This window comes from Arthrobacter sp. D3-16, from assembly GCF_054408515.1.
In genome coordinates this window covers 614244-638168 of sequence record NZ_CP096437.1, presented here as the reverse complement: position 1 = coordinate 638168, position 23925 = coordinate 614244, and the positions used below count along the sequence as shown (strand labels likewise).

28 protein-coding genes are annotated in these 23925 nt (G+C 65.0%); 9 read left to right on the top strand and 19 right to left on the bottom strand.

Annotated features, from left to right (window positions below):
• Positions 1-112 precede the first annotated feature (112 nt).
• The gene (locus M1D32_RS03115; protein ID WP_458780900.1) at positions 113-811 is read right to left on the bottom strand and encodes an ankyrin repeat domain-containing protein; all 699 of its coding nucleotides are present in this window, start codon (positions 809-811) and stop codon (positions 113-115) included.
• A gap of 9 nt (positions 812-820) precedes the next feature.
• On the bottom strand, positions 821-1387 hold the full coding sequence (locus M1D32_RS03110; RefSeq protein ID WP_458780899.1) for a GlcG/HbpS family heme-binding protein: 567 nt from the start codon (positions 1385-1387) through the stop codon (positions 821-823).
• A gap of 207 nt (positions 1388-1594) precedes the next feature.
• Here M1D32_RS03110 and M1D32_RS03105 point away from each other — a divergent pair, with 207 nt between their 5' ends.
• The 5 genes from M1D32_RS03105 to M1D32_RS03085 all read left to right on the top strand — a co-directional run bounded on the left by M1D32_RS03105 (position 1595) and on the right by M1D32_RS03085 (position 5220).
• Positions 1595-2860, top strand: a complete 1266-nt coding sequence (locus M1D32_RS03105) for a sensor histidine kinase (protein ID WP_458780898.1) — start codon at positions 1595-1597, stop codon at positions 2858-2860.
• The gene (locus M1D32_RS03100) at positions 2857-3483 is read left to right on the top strand and encodes a response regulator (RefSeq protein WP_458780897.1); all 627 of its coding nucleotides are present in this window, start codon (positions 2857-2859) and stop codon (positions 3481-3483) included. The genes M1D32_RS03105 and M1D32_RS03100 overlap by 4 nt, the downstream gene beginning before the upstream one ends.
• Before the next feature lie 132 nt (positions 3484-3615).
• Positions 3616-3819, top strand: coding sequence for a cold-shock protein (locus M1D32_RS03095; protein WP_013599688.1), 204 nt, complete (start codon positions 3616-3618; stop codon positions 3817-3819).
• Positions 3820-4017: 198 nt separating this feature from the next.
• Entirely contained in the window at positions 4018-4389 is a 372-nt protein-coding gene (locus tag M1D32_RS03090; RefSeq protein WP_458780896.1) for a hypothetical protein, read from the top strand.
• Between the two features lie 45 nt (positions 4390-4434).
• Positions 4435-5220, top strand: coding sequence for a MerR family transcriptional regulator (locus M1D32_RS03085; RefSeq protein ID WP_458780895.1), 786 nt, complete (start codon positions 4435-4437; stop codon positions 5218-5220).
• Positions 5221-5279: 59 nt separating this feature from the next.
• Here M1D32_RS03085 and M1D32_RS03080 read toward each other — a convergent pair whose 3' ends face one another.
• Positions 5280-6257: an SDR family oxidoreductase gene (locus M1D32_RS03080; RefSeq protein WP_458780894.1), complete on the bottom strand. Its 978-nt coding sequence runs from the start codon at positions 6255-6257 to the stop codon at positions 5280-5282.
• Between the two features lie 120 nt (positions 6258-6377).
• On the bottom strand, positions 6378-7565 hold the full coding sequence (locus tag M1D32_RS03075) for an acyl-CoA dehydrogenase family protein (RefSeq protein ID WP_458780893.1): 1188 nt from the start codon (positions 7563-7565) through the stop codon (positions 6378-6380).
• A gap of 109 nt (positions 7566-7674) precedes the next feature.
• Between M1D32_RS03075 and M1D32_RS03070 the strand changes: the two genes are divergently transcribed.
• Complete coding sequence (locus M1D32_RS03070) at positions 7675-8184, top strand: MarR family winged helix-turn-helix transcriptional regulator (RefSeq protein WP_458780892.1); 510 nt, start codon at positions 7675-7677, stop codon at positions 8182-8184.
• Between the two features lie 41 nt (positions 8185-8225).
• On the opposite strand, the gene M1D32_RS03065 is transcribed toward M1D32_RS03070, so the two are convergent.
• Both M1D32_RS03065 and M1D32_RS03060 read right to left on the bottom strand, forming a co-directional pair.
• Positions 8226-8879 (bottom strand): DedA family protein, encoded by a 654-nt coding sequence (locus tag M1D32_RS03065; RefSeq protein ID WP_458780891.1) that lies wholly within the window; start codon positions 8877-8879, stop codon positions 8226-8228.
• 75 nt (positions 8880-8954) lie between these two features.
• Entirely contained in the window at positions 8955-9530 is a 576-nt protein-coding gene (locus M1D32_RS03060; RefSeq protein WP_458780890.1) for a helix-turn-helix domain-containing protein, read from the bottom strand.
• A 67-nt stretch (positions 9531-9597) separates the two neighbouring features.
• Here M1D32_RS03060 and M1D32_RS03055 point away from each other — a divergent pair, with 67 nt between their 5' ends.
• The gene (locus M1D32_RS03055) at positions 9598-10575 is read left to right on the top strand and encodes an NAD(P)/FAD-dependent oxidoreductase (protein ID WP_458780889.1); all 978 of its coding nucleotides are present in this window, start codon (positions 9598-9600) and stop codon (positions 10573-10575) included.
• Here M1D32_RS03055 and M1D32_RS03050 read toward each other — a convergent pair.
• The 4 genes from M1D32_RS03050 to M1D32_RS03035 are packed head-to-tail and all read right to left on the bottom strand — an operon-like array spanning position 10562 to position 14940.
• On the bottom strand, positions 10562-11338 hold the full coding sequence (locus M1D32_RS03050) for an enoyl-CoA hydratase (RefSeq protein WP_458780888.1): 777 nt from the start codon (positions 11336-11338) through the stop codon (positions 10562-10564). The two genes, M1D32_RS03055 and M1D32_RS03050, sit on opposite strands and share 14 nt — an antisense overlap.
• On the bottom strand, positions 11335-12315 hold the full coding sequence (mmsB, locus tag M1D32_RS03045; RefSeq protein ID WP_458782269.1) for a 3-hydroxyisobutyrate dehydrogenase: 981 nt from the start codon (positions 12313-12315) through the stop codon (positions 11335-11337). Before mmsB ends, M1D32_RS03050 begins: the two co-directional genes overlap by 4 nt.
• Positions 12316-12349: 34 nt before the next feature.
• Entirely contained in the window at positions 12350-13441 is a 1092-nt protein-coding gene (locus M1D32_RS03040; RefSeq protein ID WP_458780887.1) for an enoyl-CoA hydratase/isomerase family protein, read from the bottom strand.
• The gene (locus tag M1D32_RS03035) at positions 13441-14940 is read right to left on the bottom strand and encodes a CoA-acylating methylmalonate-semialdehyde dehydrogenase (RefSeq protein ID WP_458780886.1); all 1500 of its coding nucleotides are present in this window, start codon (positions 14938-14940) and stop codon (positions 13441-13443) included. The genes M1D32_RS03040 and M1D32_RS03035 overlap by 1 nt, the downstream gene beginning before the upstream one ends.
• 183 nt (positions 14941-15123) lie before the next feature.
• Between M1D32_RS03035 and M1D32_RS03030 the strand changes: the two genes are divergently transcribed.
• Both M1D32_RS03030 and M1D32_RS03025 read left to right on the top strand, forming a co-directional pair.
• Positions 15124-15930, top strand: a complete 807-nt coding sequence (locus tag M1D32_RS03030; protein ID WP_458780885.1) for an exodeoxyribonuclease III — start codon at positions 15124-15126, stop codon at positions 15928-15930.
• Positions 15931-15964: 34 nt separating this feature from the next.
• The gene (locus M1D32_RS03025) at positions 15965-16849 is read left to right on the top strand and encodes a hypothetical protein (RefSeq protein WP_458780884.1); all 885 of its coding nucleotides are present in this window, start codon (positions 15965-15967) and stop codon (positions 16847-16849) included.
• Between the two features lie 46 nt (positions 16850-16895).
• Here M1D32_RS03025 and M1D32_RS03020 read toward each other — a convergent pair whose 3' ends face one another.
• The 9 genes from M1D32_RS03020 to M1D32_RS02980 form a co-directional block, all read right to left on the bottom strand.
• Positions 16896-17948, bottom strand: a complete 1053-nt coding sequence (locus tag M1D32_RS03020; RefSeq protein ID WP_458780883.1) for a LacI family DNA-binding transcriptional regulator — start codon at positions 17946-17948, stop codon at positions 16896-16898.
• Between the two features lie 117 nt (positions 17949-18065).
• Entirely contained in the window at positions 18066-19040 is a 975-nt protein-coding gene (locus M1D32_RS03015; protein WP_458780882.1) for a carbohydrate ABC transporter permease, read from the bottom strand.
• Positions 19037-20002, bottom strand: a complete 966-nt coding sequence (locus M1D32_RS03010; RefSeq protein ID WP_458780881.1) for a carbohydrate ABC transporter permease — start codon at positions 20000-20002, stop codon at positions 19037-19039. Before M1D32_RS03010 ends, M1D32_RS03015 begins: the two co-directional genes overlap by 4 nt.
• 90 nt (positions 20003-20092) lie before the next feature.
• On the bottom strand, positions 20093-21433 hold the full coding sequence (locus M1D32_RS03005) for an ABC transporter substrate-binding protein (protein ID WP_458780880.1): 1341 nt from the start codon (positions 21431-21433) through the stop codon (positions 20093-20095).
• Positions 21434-21567: 134 nt separating this feature from the next.
• Entirely contained in the window at positions 21568-22179 is a 612-nt protein-coding gene (locus M1D32_RS03000; protein ID WP_458780879.1) for an Asp23/Gls24 family envelope stress response protein, read from the bottom strand.
• Positions 22176-22784: a hypothetical protein gene (locus M1D32_RS02995; RefSeq protein WP_458780878.1), complete on the bottom strand. Its 609-nt coding sequence runs from the start codon at positions 22782-22784 to the stop codon at positions 22176-22178. Before M1D32_RS02995 ends, M1D32_RS03000 begins: the two co-directional genes overlap by 4 nt.
• Complete coding sequence (locus M1D32_RS02990; protein WP_458780877.1) at positions 22781-23161, bottom strand: hypothetical protein; 381 nt, start codon at positions 23159-23161, stop codon at positions 22781-22783. The genes M1D32_RS02995 and M1D32_RS02990 overlap by 4 nt, the downstream gene beginning before the upstream one ends.
• A complete protein-coding gene (locus M1D32_RS02985; RefSeq protein ID WP_159823958.1) occupies positions 23158-23349 on the bottom strand; it encodes a hypothetical protein in 192 nt (63 codons plus the stop codon). The genes M1D32_RS02990 and M1D32_RS02985 overlap by 4 nt, the downstream gene beginning before the upstream one ends.
• Entirely contained in the window at positions 23346-23801 is a 456-nt protein-coding gene (locus tag M1D32_RS02980) for an Asp23/Gls24 family envelope stress response protein (protein ID WP_458780876.1), read from the bottom strand. The genes M1D32_RS02985 and M1D32_RS02980 overlap by 4 nt, the downstream gene beginning before the upstream one ends.
• Between the last annotated feature and the right edge of the window lie 124 nt (positions 23802-23925).

The following is a 23925-nucleotide window of genomic DNA, read 5'->3' as shown; positions in this document are numbered from 1 at the left end:
AACCTCCCCACCTTCGAGGGACGACGACGGCGCGCCGCACTAAAAGTGCGGGGTGCCCTTGTGGTTCCCCGGCAAAAGGTGGGGAGACCCAGCGTGCCTTGACTTCCAGCGCTTAGCCCCGGGTGCGGATCAGCGCGGCGATCTCAACGAAGCCCAGCCGTTCGGCGTTCTGCAGTGCGGTCCTTCCATCCGGATCCCTGATGTTGGGGTCGGCGCCCGCTGCCAGGAGAAGCCGGACCACTTCCTGCTGCCTGGGCCCGCCGTTATTCAGCAGGATGGCTTCCTGCATCGCGGTCCAGCCGAGGTTATTGACGTGGTTGACCGGAACGCCGGCGGCGATCAGGATCCGGACCGTCCCAACGTGGCCGTGCTCGCTGGCCGGAATCAGGGCAGTGCCGCCGTAGCGGTTGATGCCGGCAACGTCAGCGCCCGCTGCAAGGGTCAACTGCAGCACATCGTTGAAGCCCTCCGCACCTGCATAGAGGAACGCCGAATCCTGGATGGCGTCCTTGGCGTTGACGTTGCCGCCGCGGGCAATCAGCTCTTTCACCAAAGGTGCGTTGTTGGCCTTGGCGGCGGCGATCAGCTCCTGGTCAAGCTGTGCCTGGGCTTCGGCCGAAAGGGCCGGACGGGTTGAAGTGGCGGTCGGCGAGGGGGACGCCTGGGATGATGCCGGGTCCCCCGCGGGCGGTTGGGCGTCCGGGGTGGCCAGGACCAACGGCGACCCGGACACCGGCTGCTGCGGCTCCTGCGTGCCCGCCTGGCACGCGGTCAGGATAAGCACCAAAAACACAGTCCCGAACCACCTCATACGCGTAGCCTACTTGGCGGCACCGGCGGCCACGATGGCATCCGCTCCGGCTGCTGCACAGGCCTCATCCAGTGCGCCATCGGGAGCGCCGCCGACGCCGATGCCGGCCACCGAAACCCCGTTCACCTTCAACGGAACGCCGCCGGCCAGGAAAAGGGTGCCTGGGAGGTCGGCGATGCTGGGGCCGGTTCCGTTGATCCGCTTGGCCAGCTCACTGGTGGGGGTTCCAAAGGCGGCGGCGGTGTAGGCCTTCTGTTGCGCGGCTTCAATGGTGTGCTCGGCCGCGTTATCGCCGCGAAGCAGCGCCTGGACAGTGCCGAAGCGGTCCACCAATGCCACCGTCACAAAGGGAAGCTTGTCGGCCTGGCATTTGGCCAGCGCCGCTTCCACCGCCTTAGCTGAGGCGCCCACCGAGATACGGTTCTGCTGCACCACGTTCTCCGGCACGGGCTGGATGTCGGCAGCAGGGACGGCGGTGGCGGAACCGGCGCCGGCATTCGCGGCAACTGTTACCCCGGCGGTGAGGGCAAGCGTGCCGGCGGCTGCGGCGGCAAGAACTTTTGTGGACTTCTTCATGCTGTTTCCTTTGCTCGGAGCCCCACGTTCGGAGCGGTGTTCATTTCATCCCCAATCCTTCCGGGGCTCCGGCCGCCTGCCATCGGGCCTTTGGCTGTACAGTCCTGCTCCAACGGGCCAGCCGTATCAGCCAAAAGGTTGAGAGACGGTGCAAGGGCGGGGGCAATAGCATGGTGGGTAGCATTCCCCACCGGAACCGGAACTCCCATGCCTACCCAAGCCAGCCCCGCCCCGGCCCCATCCTTCCCCGACTCAGCCGTTGACGGCCGGACTGGCCCGCACGGGACCGGCGCGTCCACCAGCAACGCGGCCCGCTTCCACAGCATTGACGCCGCCGTTCATTGTGGCTTCGCCGTCCTGCTGGTGGCGTCCCTGGTCCGGTATGTGATGCGGCACAGCCCTGCCGACAACGTCCTGGTCCTGGGGCTCGCTGCGGCCGCCTGCCTGCTGTACTTCGCCGTCGCCGTCCTTTCATCGCGCGGGAAACCGGGAGCGCCCTGGGTCTTCACCCTGGTTGCAGTGTGGGCCGTCCTGGTCATTGCGGCCCCGAGCTTTGCCTGGTGCTCGTTCGCGCTCTTCTTCCTGTGCCGCAGTGCATTGAGCGGTGCAGCCGCCTACGCAGCGGCGGGAGCCACCGCTGCTGCCACCGCGGCAGGGTTGTTCCGGCTAAGCAGCGGCACGGACCTTGCCATGCTCCTCGGCCCGCTGGCCGTGGGCCTGATGCTGACCTTGATCTACGACAGGATCCAGCACGACGCCGAGGAACAGCGCCGCCTTCACGCGGAAGTCTCCCTCGCCCAAGGGCAGCTGGCAGCCAGTGAGCGCCGGGCAGGAACCATCGCCGAACGGGAACGTGTCTCCCGGGAGATCCACGACACCGTGACCCAGGGGCTGGCCAGCAGCCTGCTCCTGCTGGAGGCAGCCGGCAGGGCGTGGCCCAGTCCTTCAGCACACGCCGACCTCGGCCAAGCCACCGCATTGCTCCGGGGCAACCTGTCCGAGACCCGCAGCCTGGTCCATGAACTTGCTTCCCCCGGCCTGGACGCATCACCCTTGCCTGAGGCCCTGCTGTTCGCGGCAAGGCAGTACGTCCCGGACGCCAGGCTCCTGGTCACCGGTGAACCACGCACGGTCCCGCCCGATGTCCGCCACGCCCTCCTCAGGGTTGTCCAAAGCGCTGCCTCGAACATCAAGCTCCATGCGGGCGCCGCCACCGCCACGCTGACCCTCGGCTACCTACCGGACGCGGTCACCCTGGACGTCCACGACGACGGTGCCGGCTTCGATCCCGCGGCGGCAGCACCGCCGTCGGACGCCGGAGGGTACGGACTGCGGGCCATGCGGCAGCGGGTGGAGCAGCTGGGCGGCGTTTTCTCAGTGGAAAGCGAACCTGGCGGAGGGACCATCGTCGCGGCCCAGCTGCCCGCGCCCGAGGAACCCAAGGGGCATGCAGGCCCGGAAGAGTCTGCATGAGCGCCATCACGGTGCTGCTGGTGGACGACCACCTGGTGGTGAGAAGCGGACTGCGGGCCCTGCTGGGCACCCAACCTGACATCGCCATCGTCGCCGAGGCAGCGTCCGGGGAGGAAGCGCTGCAACGCCTCGAACAGGACGCCGTCGCCGTGGTGGTGATGGACCTGGCCATGGGCGCAGGCATGGACGGGATCGAGGCCATACGCCGGATCCGCGAGCGCAACAAAGGGCAGGCCATCCTGGTGTTCACCACCTACGACTCCGACGCGGACATCGTCCGGGCAGTGGACGCCGGCGCGATGGGATACCTGCTGAAGGACGCCGCACCTGACGAGATCTTCGCGGCCATCCGTGGGGCAGTCCAAGGCAAGAGCGTCATGAGCGCACCCGTGGCCTCCCGGCTTTTCCAGCAGCTGCGCAACCCCGACGAAATCCTCACTCCGCGGGAGGCCGAACTGCTCAGCCTCCTCACGCAAGGCCTCAGCAACCGGGAACTCGGACAGCGCCTCTTCATCTCTGAGGCCACGGTCAAGACCCACCTCGCCCACATCTACGCCAAGCTTGGCGTGGAGACCAGGGCCGCTGCCATTGCCACCGCAATCCGCCGCGAGGGCATGCGCTGACAACACTTTATCGCCGTTACCCTTGCAAGGTTGGCCCCAGCCCCGTACGTTGGGGACTGCGGGGGACGTTCTCCGCGCACCTCGGGCCGGTGGCCCGGGGAGAGAATCAGAGTCACACGAAGGAATGCAGCCATGGCAACAGGCACAGTTAAATGGTTCAACGCCGAAAAGGGTTTTGGCTTCATTGCCCCCGATGACGGGTCCGCTGACGTTTTCGCCCACTACTCAGCAATCGCCAGCAGCGGATACCGCTCACTCGATGAGAACCAGAAGGTCGAATTCGATGTGACCCAGGGTCCCAAGGGCCCGCAGGCAGAGAACATCCGCCCGCTCTAAGGCTTCGGCTTGCCTCCCGCACCTGCAGGAGGAACCTCGCCACGGCAGCGGCCCCTCCAACATCAGTTGGAGGGGCCGCTGTTTTTGTGTCCGCTATACCTGCCCTGCAAGGACGTTGGTGAACGTCGCGGAGTTTCCTGACCTGACGTCCCGGTTTCCTGCCCCGTATCCCTGAGCCGGTGCTGGGATAATTGGACTATGACCGGACAGCACCCGGACCACGGTTCAGGCAACGACCCAGCGAAGGATCCGTGGGAAGAGTTCGACAGGCTCCCGCCCGCCGCGCCGGACCGCGTTCCAGGGCAGCCCGGCGGGGAGCCCCACGGTTTCGGTTTCCGGACCGGCGTCCGCAGCGCCCGCGTTGCCGTGGGTTTTGCCGTCTACACCCTGGTGCTCGGGACAGTGCTCGCGCTCGCAGGCTGCGTCGTATTTGTCGCCGAGGAACAGTGGCTGCTTGTGGCGCTGATGATCCTTATCGAGGCAGTCTTCATCTTCGCTTTCACCCGCCTTGTTGCCCAGGCCCGCGTCCGCTCGCCCCGGACCCGGTCACGGCGTAAGCGTCGCCGCTGAACACCTGCTTGACCCTGACGCTGCGTCAACCCCTACGCTCGGAGCATGGAAGCAACCGAAGTGGGGGCCGGCGTGGACTGGTCCATCCAGGATGTCGCCAGGATGGCAGGCACAACAAGCCGGACACTCCGGCACTACGACGACATCGGGCTGCTGAAGCCCAGCCGCGTGGGGAGTAACGGATACCGCTATTACAACGCGGCAGCGCTCCTGCAGCTCCAACGGATCCTCCTGCTCCGGGGACTCGGGCTGGGGCTGCCGGCCATCGCCGAGGTATTCCAGCACGAGAAGGACACGGTCACAGCGCTGAGCCGCCACCTGGACTGGCTCCGGCAGGAGCAGGAGCGGCTGGCCCGGCAGGTTCTGTCCGTACAGCAAACGATCGAAACAGTGAAAGGAGGAGGCGAACTCATGGCCGAGAAGATGTTTGACGGCTTCGACCACACCCAGTACAAGGACGAGGTGGAGGAGCGCTGGGGCAAGGATGCGTACGCCAAAAGCGATGCCTGGTGGCGCGGCATGGGAACTGAGCAAAAACGGGAGTGGAAGTCCCGCGCCGAAAGGCTCGGCAGCGACTGGATCACGGCGTCCGGATCAGGCCTCGCCGCTGACAGCCCCGAAGCGCAGGAGCTGGCGCGGCGCCATGTTGAGTGGTTGACGTCCATCCCCGGCACTCCCGCTTCCGAAAGCGGCGGGGACGCTAAGGGGTATGTCGTGGGGCTTGCGGAGATGTACGTCGCTGATGCCCGGTTCGCGGCCAACTACGGTGGCGAGGCAGGTGCCGCCTTCGTGCGGGACGCGCTGCGCGCCTACGCCGAAAGGAACCTCTGACGAGTACTGCCGGCGACGGCGAGGGCATGGCAGGGCAGGGTTGGTGCAGCCCGGGACAGTCAGCCCAGCCGCTTCCGCAAGGCGACCGCGGCACCGGCCAGAGCTGCCGCGCCCGCTAGCGTCCGCTGCGCGGTCCGCCGCCGGCCGTGCCATCCGCCCGTGGTGGACGCCTTTCCGATGGATTGCGACGCCTGGCGGAGGTTCCCCGTAGTCACCGTGGCTGACTGCCGCCGCGAGAGCTGGCGGTGGTCCACCTGGCGGGCAGTGGCCGCTTCCACTGCGCCCGGCGTGAACTTGTGCTGGAGGACCAGGAGCCGGCCTCCCAGTCCTCCAGCGACGGTTTCCCGGCGCGGGTGGGCAGCGAGCTTCACCACGGCTTTCGCCACCCGCTGCGGGGTGTAGACGGGGGGCATGGCCTTGGGGCGGCGGCCCGTGAAGTTGGCTGCGTTCTGGTAGAACGGCGTATCAATAGTGGCCGGGAGGACCGTGCACACGTTCACGCCGGTAACGCCTTCGCGGGCCAGTTCCGAGCGCAGGCTGACGCTGAGGGCCCGTACCGCGGCCTTGGATATGGAATACGCGGCAGAGTAGGGCAGCGGGGTTTCCGCCACGATGGACGAAACGTTGATCAGGGTGCCCGAGCCCTGGGCGGTCTGGCGGTTCAGCGCAGCCCGGGCGCCATTGACGTAGCCGCTAATGTTCACATCCAGTACCCGCTGGAAGTCCTTTGGCGGAATCTCGGTCAGCAGGCCGAAGACGCCCACCGCTGCGTTGTTGACCCACACATCCAGCCGCCCGAACTCCTCAACGGCACGGGATGCCAGTGCCTCCACCTTGTCTGCATCGGTTACATCGGTGGGGACGGCGATGGCCTCCGCACCGCGTTTCCGGCACGCAGCAGCCACGGCTTCCAGGGATTCCGCTCCCCGGGCGGCCAGGACGAGCCGGGCCCCCTTGCCGGCGAAGCGCAGGGCAGTGGCCCTGCCGATCCCGCTGGACGCCCCGGTGATCACCACCACTGAATTCTTGACGCGCATTCTGCCTCCCCTTTCAACGAGCACCCGCGATAAACACTAAGTAGGCTTAGTGTTCGATGCTACCCACGCAGGGCCGGAGGGACAACGGCCCGGCCCCGGCTGGAGTGAAGAAGGGGGACCTCAGGTAAAGGCGGATTTTCCCGTAACAGCCCTTCCCACAATGAGCGAGTTGATCTCATAGGTGCCCTCGTAGGTGTACAGGATTTCCGCGTCACCGAACAGCTTGCCCATTTCATAATCGCTGCTGATGCCATTGCCGCCCAACAGGGAACGGCCCATGGCCACCGAGGCACGTGCCAAGCGTGTGGTGGTGGCTTTGGCCATGGCCGCCTGCGCCATCTCCAGCTTCCCGTCCTCCTGGATGCGGGCCAGCTGTGCCATCAGCGCCAACGATGCCGACGCGTTGCCCAGGATGTCCGCCAATTGTTGCTGGACCAGCTGGAACCGGGCCAGCTCCCTGCCGAACTGCCGCCGGCCGAGGGCATAGGCGCGGGCGACGTCGAAGGCGGCGAGCTGGATCCCGGCTCCTTGCCAGCCAACCCAGGCGCGTGAGTCACGAAGCAGTTCGTTGACCCGCGGGAAGCTGGTAGCCCCCGGCAAGAGGTTGGCGGCAGGAATTTTCACGTCCTCCAGCACGATGTCCGCGTTTTGCATGATCCGCAGGCCAATCTTGTTCGAGATCTTGGTTGCGGAGTAGCCGGCACGGTCTGACTCCACGATGAAACCCTTGATTTCCCCGTCCGCCCGGTCTCGTGCCCATACGAGGGCGAAATCGGCGATAGTCCCGGCTCCGATCCAGCGCTTGGCCCCGTTAAGGACCCAGGTACCGCCGTCGAGCCGGGCTGAGGTTTCCAGCCCCCCGGCGATGTCCGAGCCGTGCTCCGGCTCCGTCAGCGCAAAGGCTCCGAGGTGGCGGAAAGTTTTCAGGCCCGGCAGCCACCGGGCCTTTTGCTCCTCGGATCCCAGCTGGGTGATCATCCCGAGAATCAGCTCATTGTGGATCCCGGCCAGCGCCGAGAGGGACACGTCCGCCCGGGCAAGTTCCACATACATAAGGCCCTTGAAAAGGTAGGAACTGCCGTCCAACTGGAGGGCGCCAAGGCCATGCTTGCCCATGTCCGCCAGGAGGCCAAAGGGGAACTCCTCGCGGTTCCAGTACTCGATGGAAGGCTGCCGGACGGAGGACTGCAGGAACCGGCGGATGCCGACGTACCTCTCGCGCTCGGCCGGCGGCAGGAGGTCCACGATGTACATCAGGTCCGCGTCCGGAAAGGGAGGTGCACCACCGCCTTGCACTGGGGGCTGCATCGTCCGTCCTCCCCCTCGTTCCCACACCGCTTCACGAAACCATTGGATGTCCTACTATATTGCACAGATCCTCACGAACGTGAGGTGCATCACTTGCGAAAGGCTGGCTTTGGGCACTCCACTGTCCCGCGATCCCATTGCAGAAGCCCGCCGCAATTGGGAGGAGCGCGGCTGGGCGGACGTCGCCGCCCCAATGGCTGCCATCACCGCCATCATGCGCACGCAGCAGATCCTGATGGCCAGGATCGAACTCACCCTCAAGCCTTTCGGGCTAACGTTCGCACGCTATGAGCTGCTCGCGCTGTTGAGCTTCGCCAGGAACGGGTCGCTTTCCATGAAGAAAGCGAGCACACTGCTCCAGGTCCACCCGACCTCCATCACCAATGCCGTGGACCGGCTCCAGGACGCGGGGCTGGTGCGCCGCTCCCCGCACCCAACGGACGGCCGCACCACACTGGTTGAGCTCACCGCCGAGGGCCGCACCCTGGTGAAGCGCTCGACGGCGGCACTGAACAATGGAGTATTCAGCCACTCGGGATTCGGGCCGGAGGATGTAAACCAGTTGATCCGGATCCTGCAGGACTTCCGCAGGAACGCCGGCGACTTTATCGACGCCTGACCGGGCCCGTGCGTTTCTTGACGGGCTTTCTCACTGCCGGTTCAGCGCGAGGCCTTCGTCCGCTTGACGCGCCTGACCACGAGCAGCGCCACAGTGACGCCCAAGGCGGCATAAACGGCGTAGTTCAGGAAGCGCGAGTATTCCTCGATGAGCCGGTACTGGGTGCCCAGCAGGTAACCCAAACCCAGGAGCGCTCCGTTCCACAGGCCACTGCCTGCGAGGGTGTAAAGGCTGAACATCCCGAACGGCATGGCGGAAGCTCCGGCCGGAAGGGAGATCAGGCTCCGCACGCCAGGGAGCAGCCTGCCGAAGAAGATGGAGGATCTTCCGTGGCGGCGGAACCAGCCCGCTGCATGCTCAAAGTCCTCCCGGTCCACCAACGGCAGCCGGGACAGGCCCCGGATGGAACGCTCAAGCCCAAGCTTGCCGCCCAGCCAGTACAGGAACACCGCACCCAGGTAGGCTCCCAGCGTGCTGGTGAAAAAAACGAGGAACAGGTTCAAGGTTCCCTGCCTTGCCAGGTAACCGGCCAGCGGCAGGATCACTTCGCTGGGGATGGGCGGCACCACGGTTTCAGCAAGGGTAAAGAGCCCCACTCCCCATTCGCCCAACTGCTCGATCCCCCGGGCAGCTATGCCCACCAGTCCCGTCAGGTTATCGGCCGATCCGCCTGCATCCGCCGCCATTGCCCACATACAACTCCCCGTCCGCGTCCACGTTTGGTCTGCCCTGTCTACCTTACGCACCTTTGCAATGGCTGGGACCGGGGCTCAGGCCGGCTTGGCCCTGACGTGCATCCGCTCCCCCTGCGTACCGAAAAGGCTAAGGAATTCCACCGGCTTGCCGTCCGCGCGGCCGAACCAGTGCGGCACGCGGGTATCGAACTCCGCCGCTTCCCCGGGGCCGAGCACCAGGTCCTGGCTGCCGAGGACCATTCGAAGTTTTCCATTGAGCACGTACAACCACTCGTAACCCTCATGCACCTTCGGGCTGGGCTCCTCCAACCGCCCGGCGGGCAGGATGTGTTTGTAGGCCTGGATGCCGCCCGGTCTCCTGGTCAGCGGAATGATCGTCATTCCCCTTGCCTTGATGGGACGCAGGTGAACGCGCGGATCCCCGGTGGCAGGAGCACCCACCAGTTCATCGAGCGGGACATGGTGGGCCTTGGCCAGCGGCAGGAGAAGCTCGAGGTTGGGCCGGCGCTGGCCGGACTCCAGCCGGGACAAGGTGCTGACCGAAATCCCGGTAGCTTCCGCCAGTGCTGACAGGGTGATGTCCCTGGCGAGGCGGAGTGCCCGCAATCTCGGTCCCACAGCCGCCAGGACATCGTCCAATTGTTCATCCATGACCCCATCTTGCCATTCCGGCAAAAGACTTTGCCATTGCCGAACGCGTCACAAGATGATGAGGGCTATGACTACATCCAAGGAACTCATGTCCGATGTCCTGATTATCGGCGGCGGTGCTGCCGGTCTTAGCGCCGCACAGATGCTGGGGCGAAGCCGCCGCTCCGTAGTGGTTGTGGACAGCGATGAACCACGCAACGCCCCCGCCGAAGGAGTCCACGGTTTCCTGTCCCGCGATGGCATCAAGCCTGCAGACCTCCTGGCGATTGGCCGGGGCGAAGCAGAGCAGTACGGTACTGCCATCGTCCGTGGCGCGGTTCGTGCTGCCCGCGGGGACGTGGACCAGGGCTTCGAAGTGACGCTCGACGACGGCTCGCGGCTTCGCGGCCGCCGGGTCCTGATCACCACGGGCCTGGTGGACGAACTGCCGGGAATTCCGGGGATCCGTGAACGCTGGGGCAAGGACGTGCTGCATTGCCCGTTCTGCCACGGCTGGGAGGTGCGCGGCCAGGCGATTGGGATCATTGGGAACGGACCGTGGTCCGTCCACCAGGCCCTGCTCTTCCGGCAGTGGAGCAGCAACATCACCCTGTTCCTCAACAACAAGGTTGTCCCGTCCGACGCCGAAGCGGAACAACTCGCAGCCCGCGGGATCAAGGTGGCCGCCGGCAGCGTGGAAGCAGTCCGGGTGGAGGATGACCGCGTGCGGGGAGTCGCCCTGGCCGGAGGCCCGGAAATCGCGGTGGAGGCCCTGGTGGTGGGGCCGCGGGTCCAGGCCAGGCTGGAGGCTTTTGCCGGCCTCGGACTGGTTCCGTCCGAGCATCCAGCCGGAATAGGAACCTACCTTGCGACCGATGCGGACGGTGCCACCACCGTCCCGGGCGTCTGGGCCGCGGGAAACGTGGCGGACCTGAAGGCGCAGGTGCTTGCCTCCGCGGCAGCTGCTGCCTGGACCGCCGTCGTCATCAATAACCACCTCATGGCCGAGGAAATGGCGGCGGACCTGGCTGCCTACCGGGAGTCGCTTTCGCTTACCGGTGCTTGAATTCGGGCTGGCGTTTTTCCGTGAATGCCGCCATGCCTTCCTTCTGGTCCTCGGTGGCGAACAGGGAGTGGAACAGCCTGCGCTCCAGCAGGACACCCTGGGCCAGTCCCGTTTCAAAGGCGGCATTCACGGCCTCTTTCGCCACCATGGCCGCCGGCTTTGACTTCGCGGCGATCACCTCGGCGACCTTAATCGCCTCGCCCACAACATCCTCAGCGGGCACCACCCGGGATACCAGCCCGCAGCGGTCAGCCTCCTCCGCCCCGATGAACCTGCCGGTGAGGATCAGGTCCATCGCCTTGGCCTTGCCCACGGCGCGGGTCAGCCGCTGCGATCCGCCCATGCCCGGCAGCACGCCGAGGTTGATTTCCGGCTGGCCGAACTTCGCGTTGTCCCCCGCGATGATGAGATCGCACATCATTGCCAGCTCGCAGCCGCCGCCGAGGGCGAATCCCGAGACTGCGGCAACCGTAGGTATGCGGAGCCGGGTGAAGTCCTCCCAGCCGCGGAACCAGTCAACGGCGTACATGTCCATGTACCCCTGGGCAGCCATCTCCTTGATGTCAGCCCCGGCGGCAAAGGCCTTACCCGAGCCGGTGATGACCACAGCCCCCGTACCGGGATCGCCATCCATGGTGCGGACGGCGGACACGAGCTCCTCCATGGTGGCTTTATTCAAGGCGTTCAGCGCCTGCGGCCGGTTCAACGTCACCAAGCCCACCCGGCCCCGCTGTTCCACGAGGATATTCGTGTATTCCGTCATTCGGGGCTCCCGTCGTCCTGCGCTGCCTGATGTGATGCGGGTGGTTCCTGGTGTGGATCGACGGCAGCCGGCAATCCGGATGCCGCAACGCCCGCCGAATTGTCCTGCGCGTTCGACTTGTCCCGAATGTCCGTGATAATCGCGGAGAAATCCCGGCCTGCACCGCCTTCCGCGGCAAACGTATCGTAGATTTCCGCCGCCAGCGGTCCAACCCGGGCTGCCACTCCCGTGCCGCGCAGTGCGTTGACGGCAAGGTTGAGGTCCTTGGCCATCAGGGCTCCGGCGAAACCGGGTTGGTAATCACGGTTGGCCGGGCTCGTGGGGACGGGGCCGGGCACAGGGCAATTCGTGGTGAGCGCCCAGCACTGCCCGGACGCCGCCGACGCCACATCGAACAGTGCCTGGTGGCTCAGGCCCAGCTTCTCCCCCAGCACAAAGGCCTCGCTGACGGCAATCATGGAGGCGCCCAGGATCAGGTTGTTGCAGATTTTGGCTGCCTGTCCAGCACCATGGGCGCCGCAGTGGACCACGCGTTTGCCCATCACCTCCAGCAGCGGCAGCACTGCCTCGAAGTCCGCTCTGTCGCCGCCGGCCATAAACGTGAGGGTCCCGGCCTCGGCGCCGACCACGCCGCCGGATACCGGCGCATCCACCGAACGGTGACCGGCTTCAACGGCCAGCCTCGCTGCTTCCCGGGCTTCGTCCACATTAATTGTTGAACAGTCGAGGAACATCGTTCCGGGGGCAGCCACCGCCAGCAGTCCGGGGCCGCCATCCGTGCCGGCATAGGCATCGAGCACATGCCGGCCACTCGGGAACATGGTCAGGACCACGTCTGCACCGGTTACTGCCTCAACAGCACTGGCTGCCACCGGAACACCGTGGGTGCGGGCTGCCTCAAGGGCTGCGGGCACGACGTCGAAGCCGGCTACCGTGTACCCCGCCTTGACCAGGTTCACCGCCATGGGTCCTCCCATGTGGCCAAGGCCCAGGAATGCAACGCTGTACTTCTCAGGCACAGTCCGCCTCCTTTAGCTGCAGGTCAAGTTCCTTGCCGCCCAGAGGCTCAAAAAAGCGTTCCACCTGCCGGGGCAGCACCTCCGCCAGGGTGGGCGGCCGCCACCGGGGCGAGCGGTCCTTGTCCACCACCTGCGCCCTGATGCCCTCCCGGAAGTCCGGCGCTTCCAGGAACCGCAAACCCGCCCGGTACTCCTGCGCCAGGGCTTCATCAAGGGTGAATCCCTTCACCCGGCGCAGCGAGGCCAGCGTGACCTTCACTGACGTGGGCGACTTCGCTTCGATGGTGTCGGCGGCAATCCGGGCCGCTTCGCCGCCTTCACCATCAAAGGTCCGGAGGCGCCGGACAATCTCCTCGGCGTCATCGGACGCGTAGCAGCTGTCAATCCAGTCACGCTGCTGCTCAAGGGCCGAAGGCGGCGGCGCCTCGCTGTAACGCACGACGGCGGCTTCCGCGGCCTCGCTTGCCAGCGCCACCAGCAGGTCCTCGAGCCTGTCCGACGGAACGTAGCGGTCGGCGAGTCCAAGGTGCAGGGCGTCCGCCCCGCTCAGGTGGGCGCCGGTCAGCGCCGCATGGGTTCCCGCCTCCCCCGGCGCCCGGGACAGCAGAAGGGTGCCCCCGACGTCGGGCGCAAAACCAATGGTGGTCTCCGGCATGCCCGTCCGGGTCCGTTCAGTCACCACCCGGACTGAACCGTGCGCGGAAATCCCCACACCGCCGCCCAACACCAGCCCATCCATCAGGGCCACATAAGGCTTGGGGTAGCGGGCAATAAGGGAATTAAGCCGGTACTCTGTCTGCCAAAAGTCCGCCGTCAGCCCGCCGCCGGCCAGCATGTCCTCGTAGATGGCCACAATGTCGCCGCCGGCGCACAGCCCACGGTTACCGGCGCCCCGCACCAGGACCGTGGCAACGCCGTCGTCGTCAGCCCAGGCTGTCAGCTGCCCGAAAAGAGCATGCACCATTCCCGCGGTCAACGCGTTGACGGCTTGGGGCCGGTTGAGGGTGATGACCCCCAGGCCGCCGCGGCGCTCAAACAGCACCTCGGCCCGATGATCCGTAGCGGTGTTCAGGCTGTCCGTCATCAGCTTCCTTCCGGCATCACAAAGCTGGCCCCATGCCGTATTCCCGAAGGCCACCGTGAGGTGACCGTCTTGGTCTTGGTGTAGAAGCGGAAGGCGTCTGCGCCGTGCTGGTTCAGGTCGCCGAATCCGGACGCCTTCCAGCCCCCGAACGTGTAATACGCGATCGGCACCGGGATAGGGACGTTGATGCCCACCATGCCCACATCCACCCGGGTGGCGAAATCGCGGGCTGCATCACCGTCGCGGGTGAAGATGGCCACGCCGTTGCCGAACTCATTTCTGCTGCACAGCTGAAGTGCCGCATCGTAGTCTCCCGCCCGCACCACGCTGAGGACGGGACCAAAGATCTCCTGCCGGTAGATCCCCATGTCCGGCGTCACGTGGTCGAAAAGCGTTGGCCCCACCCAGAAACCGTCCTCGTAACCTTCCACTGTGATTCCCCTGCCATCCGCCAGGAGGGTGGCGCCCTCGTCCACTCCAGCCTGGATCAGGCCTTCGATCCGTTCCTTGGCGGAATTGGCCACCACCGGGCCGAAGTCCGATTCCTGGTCAAGGCTGTGGCCCACTTTCAGGCCCTTCACCCGGTCCTGGAGTTTGGCAACCAGCAGGTCAGCGGTTTCCTGCCCCACCGGGACGGCCACGGAAACGGCCATGCACCGCTCTCCGGCCGAGCCGTACCCGGCGCCAATGAGGGCGTCGGCGGCCTGGTCCATGTCTGCGTCCGGCATGACCACCATGTGGTTCTTGGCGCCGCCAAAGCACTGCGCCCGCTTGCCGTGGGCGGCGGCTGTGGCATAGATGTACTGGGCAATAGGGGTGGATCCCACAAACCCGATGGCCTTGACCCGCGGATCCTCCAGGAGGGAGTCCACCGCTTCCTTGTCACCGTTGACCACGTTGAACACACCATCCGGTACGCCCGCTTCGGAATAGAGCTCGGCCAGGCGGAGCGGCACGGAAGGATCGCGCTCTGAGGGCTTCAGGATGAACGCGTTGCCTGCAGCCAGGGCCGGTCCGGATTTCCAGAGCGGAATCATGGCGGGAAAGTTGAACGGCGTAATTCCGGCCACTACGCCCAGGGGCTGGCGGAGTGAATGGATGTCTATCCCCGGTCCGGCCTCGGTGGAAAACTCGCCCTTAAGCAGGTGGGGTGCGGCGGCGGCGAACTCCACCACTTCCAGGCCGCGCTGGATGTCTCCCCTGGCGTCGGCGAGGGTTTTTCCGTGTTCGGAGGACAGCAGCCGCGCGAGTGCGTCCATGTCCCGGTTGACCAGGTCCACGAACCGAAGCAGGATCCGGCCGCGGCGCTGGGCGTTCATGGCCGCCCATTCCTCCTGGGCTTTTGCGGCGGCAGCAACAGCGTTGGCCACCTCGTCCCGGCCGGCCAGCGGCACAAGGGCCTGGACAGTTCCTGCGCAGGGGTCGAAGACGTCGCCGAAGCGGCCTGAGCTGCCGGCTGCATGCTGGCCGCCGACGTAGTGAGAAAGCTCGCGCACCATGGCCGGAAGCTCCTTTGCGTGTGACCCAGGTCAATTCTGGTTGCGAATATACTCGGACTTCCTACTGAACTCCACCGGGCCGGGCCCGTGCCGTGTGCGCCTGCCCGGAGCTTTCCTGCCGCCCTGCCAGCGGCTTTGCCTGTGCTTTACCTGCGGTGGGGCGGCCACGGTAAGTTAGGAACTGTGAAGATTGCTACCTGGAATGTAAATTCGCTCCGCGCCCGTGCCGACCGTGTGGAGGCCTGGCTGCAGCGCAGCGACTGTGACGTGCTGGCCATCCAGGAAACCAAGTGCAAGGACGAAAACTTCCCGTGGGAACTGTTTGAGCGGATGGGCTACGAAGTGGCCCACTTCGGCGTGAACCAGTGGAACGGCGTAGCCATCGCCTCCCGGGTGGGGCTCGAGAATGTTGAGCGCACGTTCCTTGACCAGCCCGCGTTCGGCAAGGCCGGCACGGAGCCTGTGCAGGAAGCCCGGGCCATGGCTGCCACCTGTGCGGGGGTCCGGATCTGGAGCCTTTACGTCCCCAACGGACGCTCGCTGGACGACGAACACATGCCTTACAAGCTCAAGTGGCTGGAGAGCCTCAAAACGCATGCGCAGGGACTTGTCACGCAGGATCCCCAGGCGCAGGTGGCACTGATGGGGGACTGGAACATCGCACCATTCGATGACGATGTGTGGGACATCGACCTGTTCGTCAACAACAGGTACACCCATGTCAGTCCGCCCGAGCGCGAGGCATTCCATGCCTTCGAATCGGCCGGCTTCGCCGACGTCGTCCGCCCGTTCACGCCCGGCCCCGGCGTCTACACCTACTGGGATTACACGCAACTGCGCTTTCCCAAAAAGGAGGGCATGCGGATCGACTTCGTGCTGGCCTCCCCGGCGCTGGCTGCGCGCGTGACCGGCGCGTCGATCGACCGCGAGGAGCGCAAGGGCAAGGGCGCGTCGGACCATGCGCCAGTGCTGGTGGAACTGGCAGACTGATGACATCATCCTGGACCCATACAAGGAGGCCGTGATGACGGGGAACCTCTACCGGGGCCAGGCAGGCCTGCCTTTTTCCTCTACGCTGCGCGTCTACGAACCCCTGGACGCCTTCCCCGAGAAGCAACGGAAAGCAATTGCTGCCGCCGGCGCGCGGACTGCCTCGCGTGCTGCCGTCGAAAACGCCGAACTGCTGGCCTCGCTGGGACGCATTACCCGGTCCGGCGGTGACCCGTTCCCCACCGGACGAACCGACCTGGTGCGCGTCACCACCGCCCCGGCTGCCGGAGGAGGCGCGTCCGACGACGGTGCTGCCGCCGAGCCTGAGCTGCTGTACTGTCCCAGCCAGTTGGTACTGCGGGCCGGTTTGGCGGCGAATGCGCTGATGGAGGGAATCCACGGCCCGCTGGCTGAGCTGCTGATCCCTGAAGAGCAGCGGGACAAGCACCAGGAGCGGATCGACCAGGTGAAGGCGCGCGACGGTTCCACCCGCGTGCACACCCGGGCGTCCACCTGGGGAATCCCCTTCAGCTGGTTTTCCCTGTTTATGGATTCGGACCGCAAAGACGTGGTGGAGGCGGCCGGCAAGATCGTTACGGTCCGGGTGTGGGCACCCATCACGGAAGCCCTGGAGCGTGCACGCTACGCCGTGGCCAACCTGGCACTGGCGGCGCCGGACCTGGACATGCTGGACGATCTTGCCCAGCTCACGGAGTGGCTGGAACTCTTCCATGTGAACTCCATGGTGGAGCTCGACTACGGGGCTGTTGCGGACAAGGTATACCCGGACGATTCGCCCATGGACATCAGGCTCGGCATCGAGTGCCTGGCCGAGGGGGACATGACGGGCGCCGCTGCAGCGTACCGCCGCCTGGCGTCCCGGTGGATCCCCATCCGCCAGCTGGCCCGCGCCTCCTGAGTCCGGCCCTGCCGACCCTGAGGACTTGGGGCCAGCACCGGGGGCGCTAGGACCGGGGCGGCGCCGTCGTCCTTCTGACGATCAGTTCATGGGGCGCGACGGCGGACTGCACCGCTCCTGCCTCACCGTCCAGTTCGTCGAGGAGCATCTTGGTGGCTTGCTCCGCCTGTTCGTCAGGCCGCTGCCCCACGGTGGTCAGGCCCACGGCCTCGGCGAAGTCGTGGTTGTCAATGCCCACTACCGAAAGGTCCTCGGGCACCCGGACACCCCGCCGGGAAGCTTCGAAGATAACGCCCATGGCCATCTCGTCCGAGGCGCAGAAAATGGCTGTCGGCTTGGGGCCCGGTTTGGACCACAGCCGGCGGAACGCCTCCTGCCCACTGCGGACGGTGAAGTCTCCCCATTCGTCCCATTCCGGCCGGGTGGGCAGGCCGGCCGCCGTCATCACGTCCTTGAAGGCGAGGATGCGGACGCGGGGAACATCAAAGTTGAGGTCCGTCTCGTCGTCGCCGTGCACCAGGGCTATGTCCCGGTGGCCCTGGTCGATGAGGTGCCGGACGGCGGTGGATGCAGCGGCGTAATCGTCAATGCCGATGTAGGCACAGTCCTCAACATGGCCGCCCACCACCACCAGCGGGATATCGATCTTCTGCAGGTGGTCCAGTTCTTCGGGGGACAATGCCATACACAGGACCAGCAGGGCGTCGATCTGCTTATAGACCATGGTCTTGCTGAAGAGCCGCTCGCGGTTGCTGCCATGGCCGCCCAGGTTGAACAGCGAAAGGTTGTAGTTCCGGGCGTGCAGTTCCCGGTCTGCACCTTCAATGGCTTTGGAGAAAAACCACCTGCTCACGAAGGGCGCCAGCACGCCGATGGTTCGGGTGCGGCCGGTTGCCAGTCCCGAGGCGGAGCTGGAGGCGACGTACCCCAGGTTTCCGGCCACCTCGAGGATTTTTTCCCGTGTGGCCGGCGATACCCGGGGCAGGCCCCGGACTGCCCGCGAGACTGTAGCCGTGGATACTCCCGCCGCTGCCGCCACGTCCTCGATGCTGACACCGCTGTGGCCGCCCCGTTGTGACCTTTCGCTTGCGCGTGCCACGGTGCCCCCATTCATCCCTTGAGCGTTTCCGGCCACTTACTGAATGATGAGGGCCGTCCTGGGTTGGCAGGGGCCGGGGCAGCCGGCATTCACCGGGCCGCCCTGGCCCCTCATTTGTTAGCCCTTCAGGCCCCCCGCAAGGAGTCCACGGACGAAGTACCGCTGCAGACTGAAGAAGACGGCCAGCGGAACAATGATGGAGACGAAGGCAGCGGCGGGATTCAGGTAGTCCCGGGCACCGCGGGTTCCGGAAATTTCCGCCAAGCGCTGGGTGATGGGGGCAACGTCCGCAGTGCCGCCGGAGAACACCAGTGCCACGAGCAGGTCATTCCAGACCCAGAGGAACTGGAAGATCGCCAGCGACGCAAGGGCGGGCACTGACAGCGGCAGGATGACCCGCCAGAAGATCGTGGTGTGGCCGGCGCCATCCATCTTGGCTGCTTCAATGACCTCGCCCGGAATCTCGGAAATGAAGTTGTGCAACAGAAAGATACCGAGCGGCAACCCGAAGATCGTGTGGGCAATCCACAGTTGTGTGTAAGACCCCGGCGGAATCTGCAGCACCTGGGTGAACAACTGAAGAAGTGGAATCAGGGCCATTTGCAGGGGAATAATCTGCAGTGCGAAGACGAAAATAAAAGCGGCTTCCCGCCCCCTGAAGTTCCCCCAGGCAAAGATGTACGCGGCCATGGACGCAAGAACCAGGACGAAGACAGTCACCGGGATGACAATCGCCAGGGAGTTGGCGAAGTACTGCGTGAGGTTGGCCGCCTGCGACCCGCCAGCGGCAGTGACGTCCACGTAGTTCTTGAAAGTGAACTGCCAATCGCCAAAGAAGTTCCACCAGCCGTCTGAACGGGGCCCCACCTGTTTTGCCGCTGGACGGAAGGACGACACCAACAGGCCGAAGGTCGGAATGGTCCAAACCACGGCAATGACCAAAGCAGCGGCTGTCGCCCAGCGCGACGTCAGCTTACTTTTGACCCGGCGCATTATCGGAGCGGAACTTTCCGCCGGTGAAGCTGTACTACTGCCACGCGTGGCAGCGGTTCGAGTGTTGGCCGCCTCATCCGGCGCTGGCATGACGGTCATCGGATTTCCTTTTGCTGACGGAGAACGCGGGCGTTGTAAATGACGATTGGCAGGACCAGCAGGAAGAGGATCAGTGCCAGGGCCGCACCCCTGCCCGGTTCGCCGGCACGGAATGCCTGGGTGTACATCTCGTTCGCAACTACCGAGGTTTCGTAGTTACCCGCGGTCATGGTGCGGACAATGTCGAAAACCTTCAACGTAGCGATGGTGATTGTGGTCAGCACGACGACGAGTGATCCGCGAATCCCCGGGATGGTGACATTGCGGAACTGTTGCCAAGGGTTGGCACCATCAAGGCGGGCGGCCTCCACCAGTTCCGCAGGCACACCCTTGATCGCCGCCGAGAGGATCACCATGGCAAAGCCGGTCTGGATCCAGACCATCACGATGATCAGGAAGATGGTGTTCTCGGGGGCGTCCAGCAGGAACTGCTTCGGCTCCATCCCAAACGCGACCCGCAAAGCGTTCAACACGCCGGTCTGCTCAATATCCGGGCCCCGGTAGTCGTATACGAGTTTCCAGATGATGCCGGCGCCCACAAACGAAATTGCCATGGGCATAAACACGAGCGCTTTCAGGATCCGCTCGCCTCTGGCTTTATCGATAAAGACGGCATAAGCCAAACCGAAAACGGTGGACAGCAGCGGCACAAGAACAGTCCAGATAATGGTGTTTCGGAGCGTCACCAACGCTTCCGGCTGGGTGAACATCCAGACGAAGTTGTCAACACCGTTCAACCTGCCGCTGGCATCGGTAAACGCGAGGAACGAGGTCTGCGCGGCAGGGTAGACCAGCCCTACAAGCAAGAGGATTGCTGCCGGAGCCAGGAAGCCCGCAACGGTAATTTTGTCTTTGGCGGACTTTGGGGCCCTGTCCACCAACAGCATGATAAGTCCAATAAGCGCGGCGAAAACCGCCAACGCGATCACGACTTGAAGGAATTTACCTCCGATGAATTCCATTACCCATCTCCGTGGTTGTGCCTAGATCGAAATATGCAGGATGACACTGCGCCTCCGGCGGTGAAGCCGGAGGCGCAGAACCAGGGAGAGTTAGCTCTTAGGCCAGCTGCTTTCGATGCTGTCCGCAACTTCCTTGGACGGGGTTCCGTTGATCCATGCAACGATGCCCTTCCAGAACGAGTTGGAACCGACAGCGCCGGGCATCAGGTCCGAACCGTCAAAGCGGAACACTGTTTCTTCATCCTGGAGCAATTCGATGGTCAGCTTGTCCAGTTCAGTCTGGGCACTTGCCGGATCCAGGCCCTTGTTTGCGCTGACCACGCCGCCGAGCTTGACGCGGTCGTTGGCGAATTCAGCACTGGCCAGGTAGGCCTGGAAGGCCTGGACCTCGGGAGTGTCCTTGTAGGCGCCAACCATTTCGCCACCGCCCGTGATGGTCAGGCCCTTGGCGGGGTCGACCGGCGGGGTCATGAAGGCCCAGACGTCGCCATCCTCGGCCACGACGGTACCTTCAGGCCAGTTTGCAGCCTGGAAGTTTGCCTGGTGGTGCATGGCGCACTGCCCGTCGAGCACCGGCTGGCCTGCCTGCGCGAAGCCGGTGGTGAGAATGGAGCGAACGTCGCCGAAGCCGCCGTTGACCATCTTGTCGTCAAGCAGGATTTCGCCGGTCTTGTCCAGTGCTTCAACGATGCGGGGGTCGTTGAAGGGAATTTGGTGGCTGACCCACTGGTCGTAAACCTCAGTTCCCTGCGAGCGAAGCACCACATCTTCGACCCAGTCGGTCCCCGGCCAGCCGGTGGCTTCACCGGACTCGAAGCCGGCGCACCAGGGCTTCATGCTGCCTTCATCGGCGATCTTTTTTGAAAGCTCCACCATCTCATCCCAGGTCTTGGGAACTTCCCAGCCCTTGTCCTGGAAGGTCTTGGGCGCGTACCAGACATAACCCTTGACGTTGGCCAGCATAGGGGCGGTGTAGAACACGCCGTCAACAGTGCCGTACTTCTTCCAGTCCGCCGACCAGTTCTTGTCAACAGCGTCCGATACGGCCTGCGGTGCGGGCTTCAGGTTGCCAGCACGGGCCTGGTCTGCCATGAGGCCGGGCTGCGGGAAGATGGCGATATCGGGGGCGTTGCCGGCCTTGGCCCGAACGCCAATCTGGGTCTCGAACTCCTTGCTGCCCTCATATTTGACCGTGGCTCCGGTGCACTTCTCGAATGCCGCCCAGGTCTTCTCGAGGTTGGTGGCCTCGGTGTCCACGATGGTTGAGTAAACGGAGACCGTCTTGCCGTCGTGCTTGCCGTAGCTTTCGAACTTGGAGCAATCGGCGGTGGCGGCCGGGTCAGTCGCGCTTTCTTCCGAGCTGCATGCGCTGAGGGAAAGCGCCAGGATTCCGGTCACCGCTACGGGTAGCAGGTACTTGCGATTTTTCATGCAGAGAACTCCTCTATGAGTTGCAAAATTACATCCGCCAGGAACGATGTGATGACCATCACGGTAGTCATTCCGGGTGCGATAGTGCAAGCGTTTACACGCTTTTGTTTCTGAACAGTAACCTAAAGGTTGCGTCAGCGCACGCGCTCAGCCCTGCTGAAGCGTGTCCGCGCTCCGGCTCCGATATGGATCAGCACGGGGATGTTCTTTCCCACCACCGCTTCCAGCGCCGACACGAGGCCATAGACCTCGTCCGCCAGCAGGTGCGGAGCCACGCCCTGGCGCGGCAGCAGGCGCACCTTCAAGGCGGGCATGCCTTTGACGTCGTAGGTGGTTATGGTGGCCCCGGCCAGATCGGGGCGGTTGGCGAGGGCATGCTTGAGCGCCTGCTCGGCCACTCCCCCGCCGATCCTCACGTCGCCCGGGACGTCCCCGGGATCGTACTCCATGGCCAGGAGGTTGGCCCTGCCCTTTCCCTGTTGGGCAACCCATGCCACCATGAGTGCGATCAGCACCACCAGGGCGAGCGCCACCAGGATCCACAACCAGCTCTCGGTGCGCCCGGGAAACCTGGTGGCGTTGAAGGCCCGGTTGACTCCGCTCCACACGTCCGCGGACCAGGAATGCCACCACGAAGCCACAGCCGGCACCGCGGCCAGCAACATCAGCAGGACACCCACTGCAAGCAGCATCAAACCCAGGACCGCTATGAGGATACGGTTGAGGAGGGTGGGGGTGCTGTTCATGCGCCGATCACTCCCGACGCCGCCACGGTGACATGTACTTCTGGTGCAGGATCCAGTGCCATGGCGTCGAGCTCGCTTTGGACCGCCGCAAGCACAGCGTCCGCGTCGACAGGGACACCGGAGGTGGGCCGTACATTCACCTCTGCCCGCCGTTGCGAGACGATCACCATGACCTGTTCCGGCGTGACGTTCGCGGCGAGCCGGGCGCGGCGAGCCAGGGAGGAAGCGATGACTTCATCGTCCACCACCACAGCAGGACCAGCGGCATTCGGACCCCCACCCAGGAGATGACGGGCCCGGCGCCCGGGCAGGACCCCGTTGAGCAAAAAGACCAGCCCGAACATTGCGAGGACCGCTCCGATGGCGCCCAGGAGCAGCGGCGGAATCCCTGCGGGCAAGGCCACGAGGCGTTCAGCTGCCACCTGCGGCTCGATCAGCCAGGCAGGCTGCCCGATGGCATGGACGGCTGCCTCCAGGAGCCCGTAGGCAGCGAGCCCAATAACGAGGACCGCGGCTACTGTGGCCACCACTGCCCGTGAGGAATGCGTCTCACGGCGGAGGATGCGGCCCATATCCGGGCCTCGGCTCTCGATTATCCGGCTCATTGAACACGGCCCCCTTCGCTGATCCTGGCTCCGCTGATCCTGATGTCCACCCGGCTCAACCGTGCACCGCTGAGCTCCGTTACTGTTGCCAGGATGCGGGCCTTTGCCTTTACCGTGCGGTCCCAGATGGAACCCCCGGCGGCCTCGACGCGGGAGGGATCCAGGACCACGGCATTCAAAGGCGGGATGCTGATAGGCGTGACGAGGGACAGCGCCAGCATGCCGTCGTCGTCCGTCCAGTCGGCCCGGACATCCTCCGCATCCACGCCCAGGTATTGGGCAGCTGCGGCTTTGGCGAGGCTTGTCAGGGCCTGCGTGCTGATGCGGTTGTGGCCGCTCAGCTCCTGGCCCCGGACAGCCGGGGCTGTGGAGCTCATGAGGACGAGCGCCGGCCGATGATGGCGTCCAGGACGCCGCGAAGGTCCAGTTTCCCTTCCGCGGCCCGGCCCAGGAGTGCCCCGATGGCCATAAAGAGCAGGGAAATCAGGAAGCCCCACAACCCGAACTGCAGGGACATAAAGGCCACGAATGCGCCCATTGCTGTGCCGGCGACGGTGAGGTTCACAGCAGCGCCTCCCTCTCGGCGGAGCCGGCTGCGGTGGGCTTCACCGGAGGAGGCACGTAGACGTCCGTGACTTCCACGTTGACCTCGATCACCTGCAGCCCGACGAGTTCCTCGACGGCCCGGTAAACGGCCGCACGGACCTCATTGGCCAGCGAGTGGAGCGGTGTCCCGTAGCTCGCCACAAGGCTGATATCCACCGCGACCTGCGTTTCTCCGACTTCCGCACGGACACCGGCGGCATGTTCAGAGCTGCCGACGGCGTCGCGGATGGCGCCGAGCGCGCGGGACGGTCCTGAGCCCAGGGAGTAGACCCCGGGGACGGAACGGGCGGCGATTCCCGCCACCTTGGCCACGGCCGTCTCGGAGATCACTGTCCGGCCAAGGCCGGGCGCAGGAACCGGCACGGCACGGGCCTGGATGCCCTGGCCGGGTTGCGGGTTCTGGTATTCCATCTGGCACTCCCCCTTCTCTTGATCCCAACCCTATCCCCGCCTGCGGTTTAACGGCAGGAGGCAGGAGATGCCGGACCTGCGGTCCCTGCGTGGTGAGGGGCTTCTGCTTGCAGTCGTTCGGTAA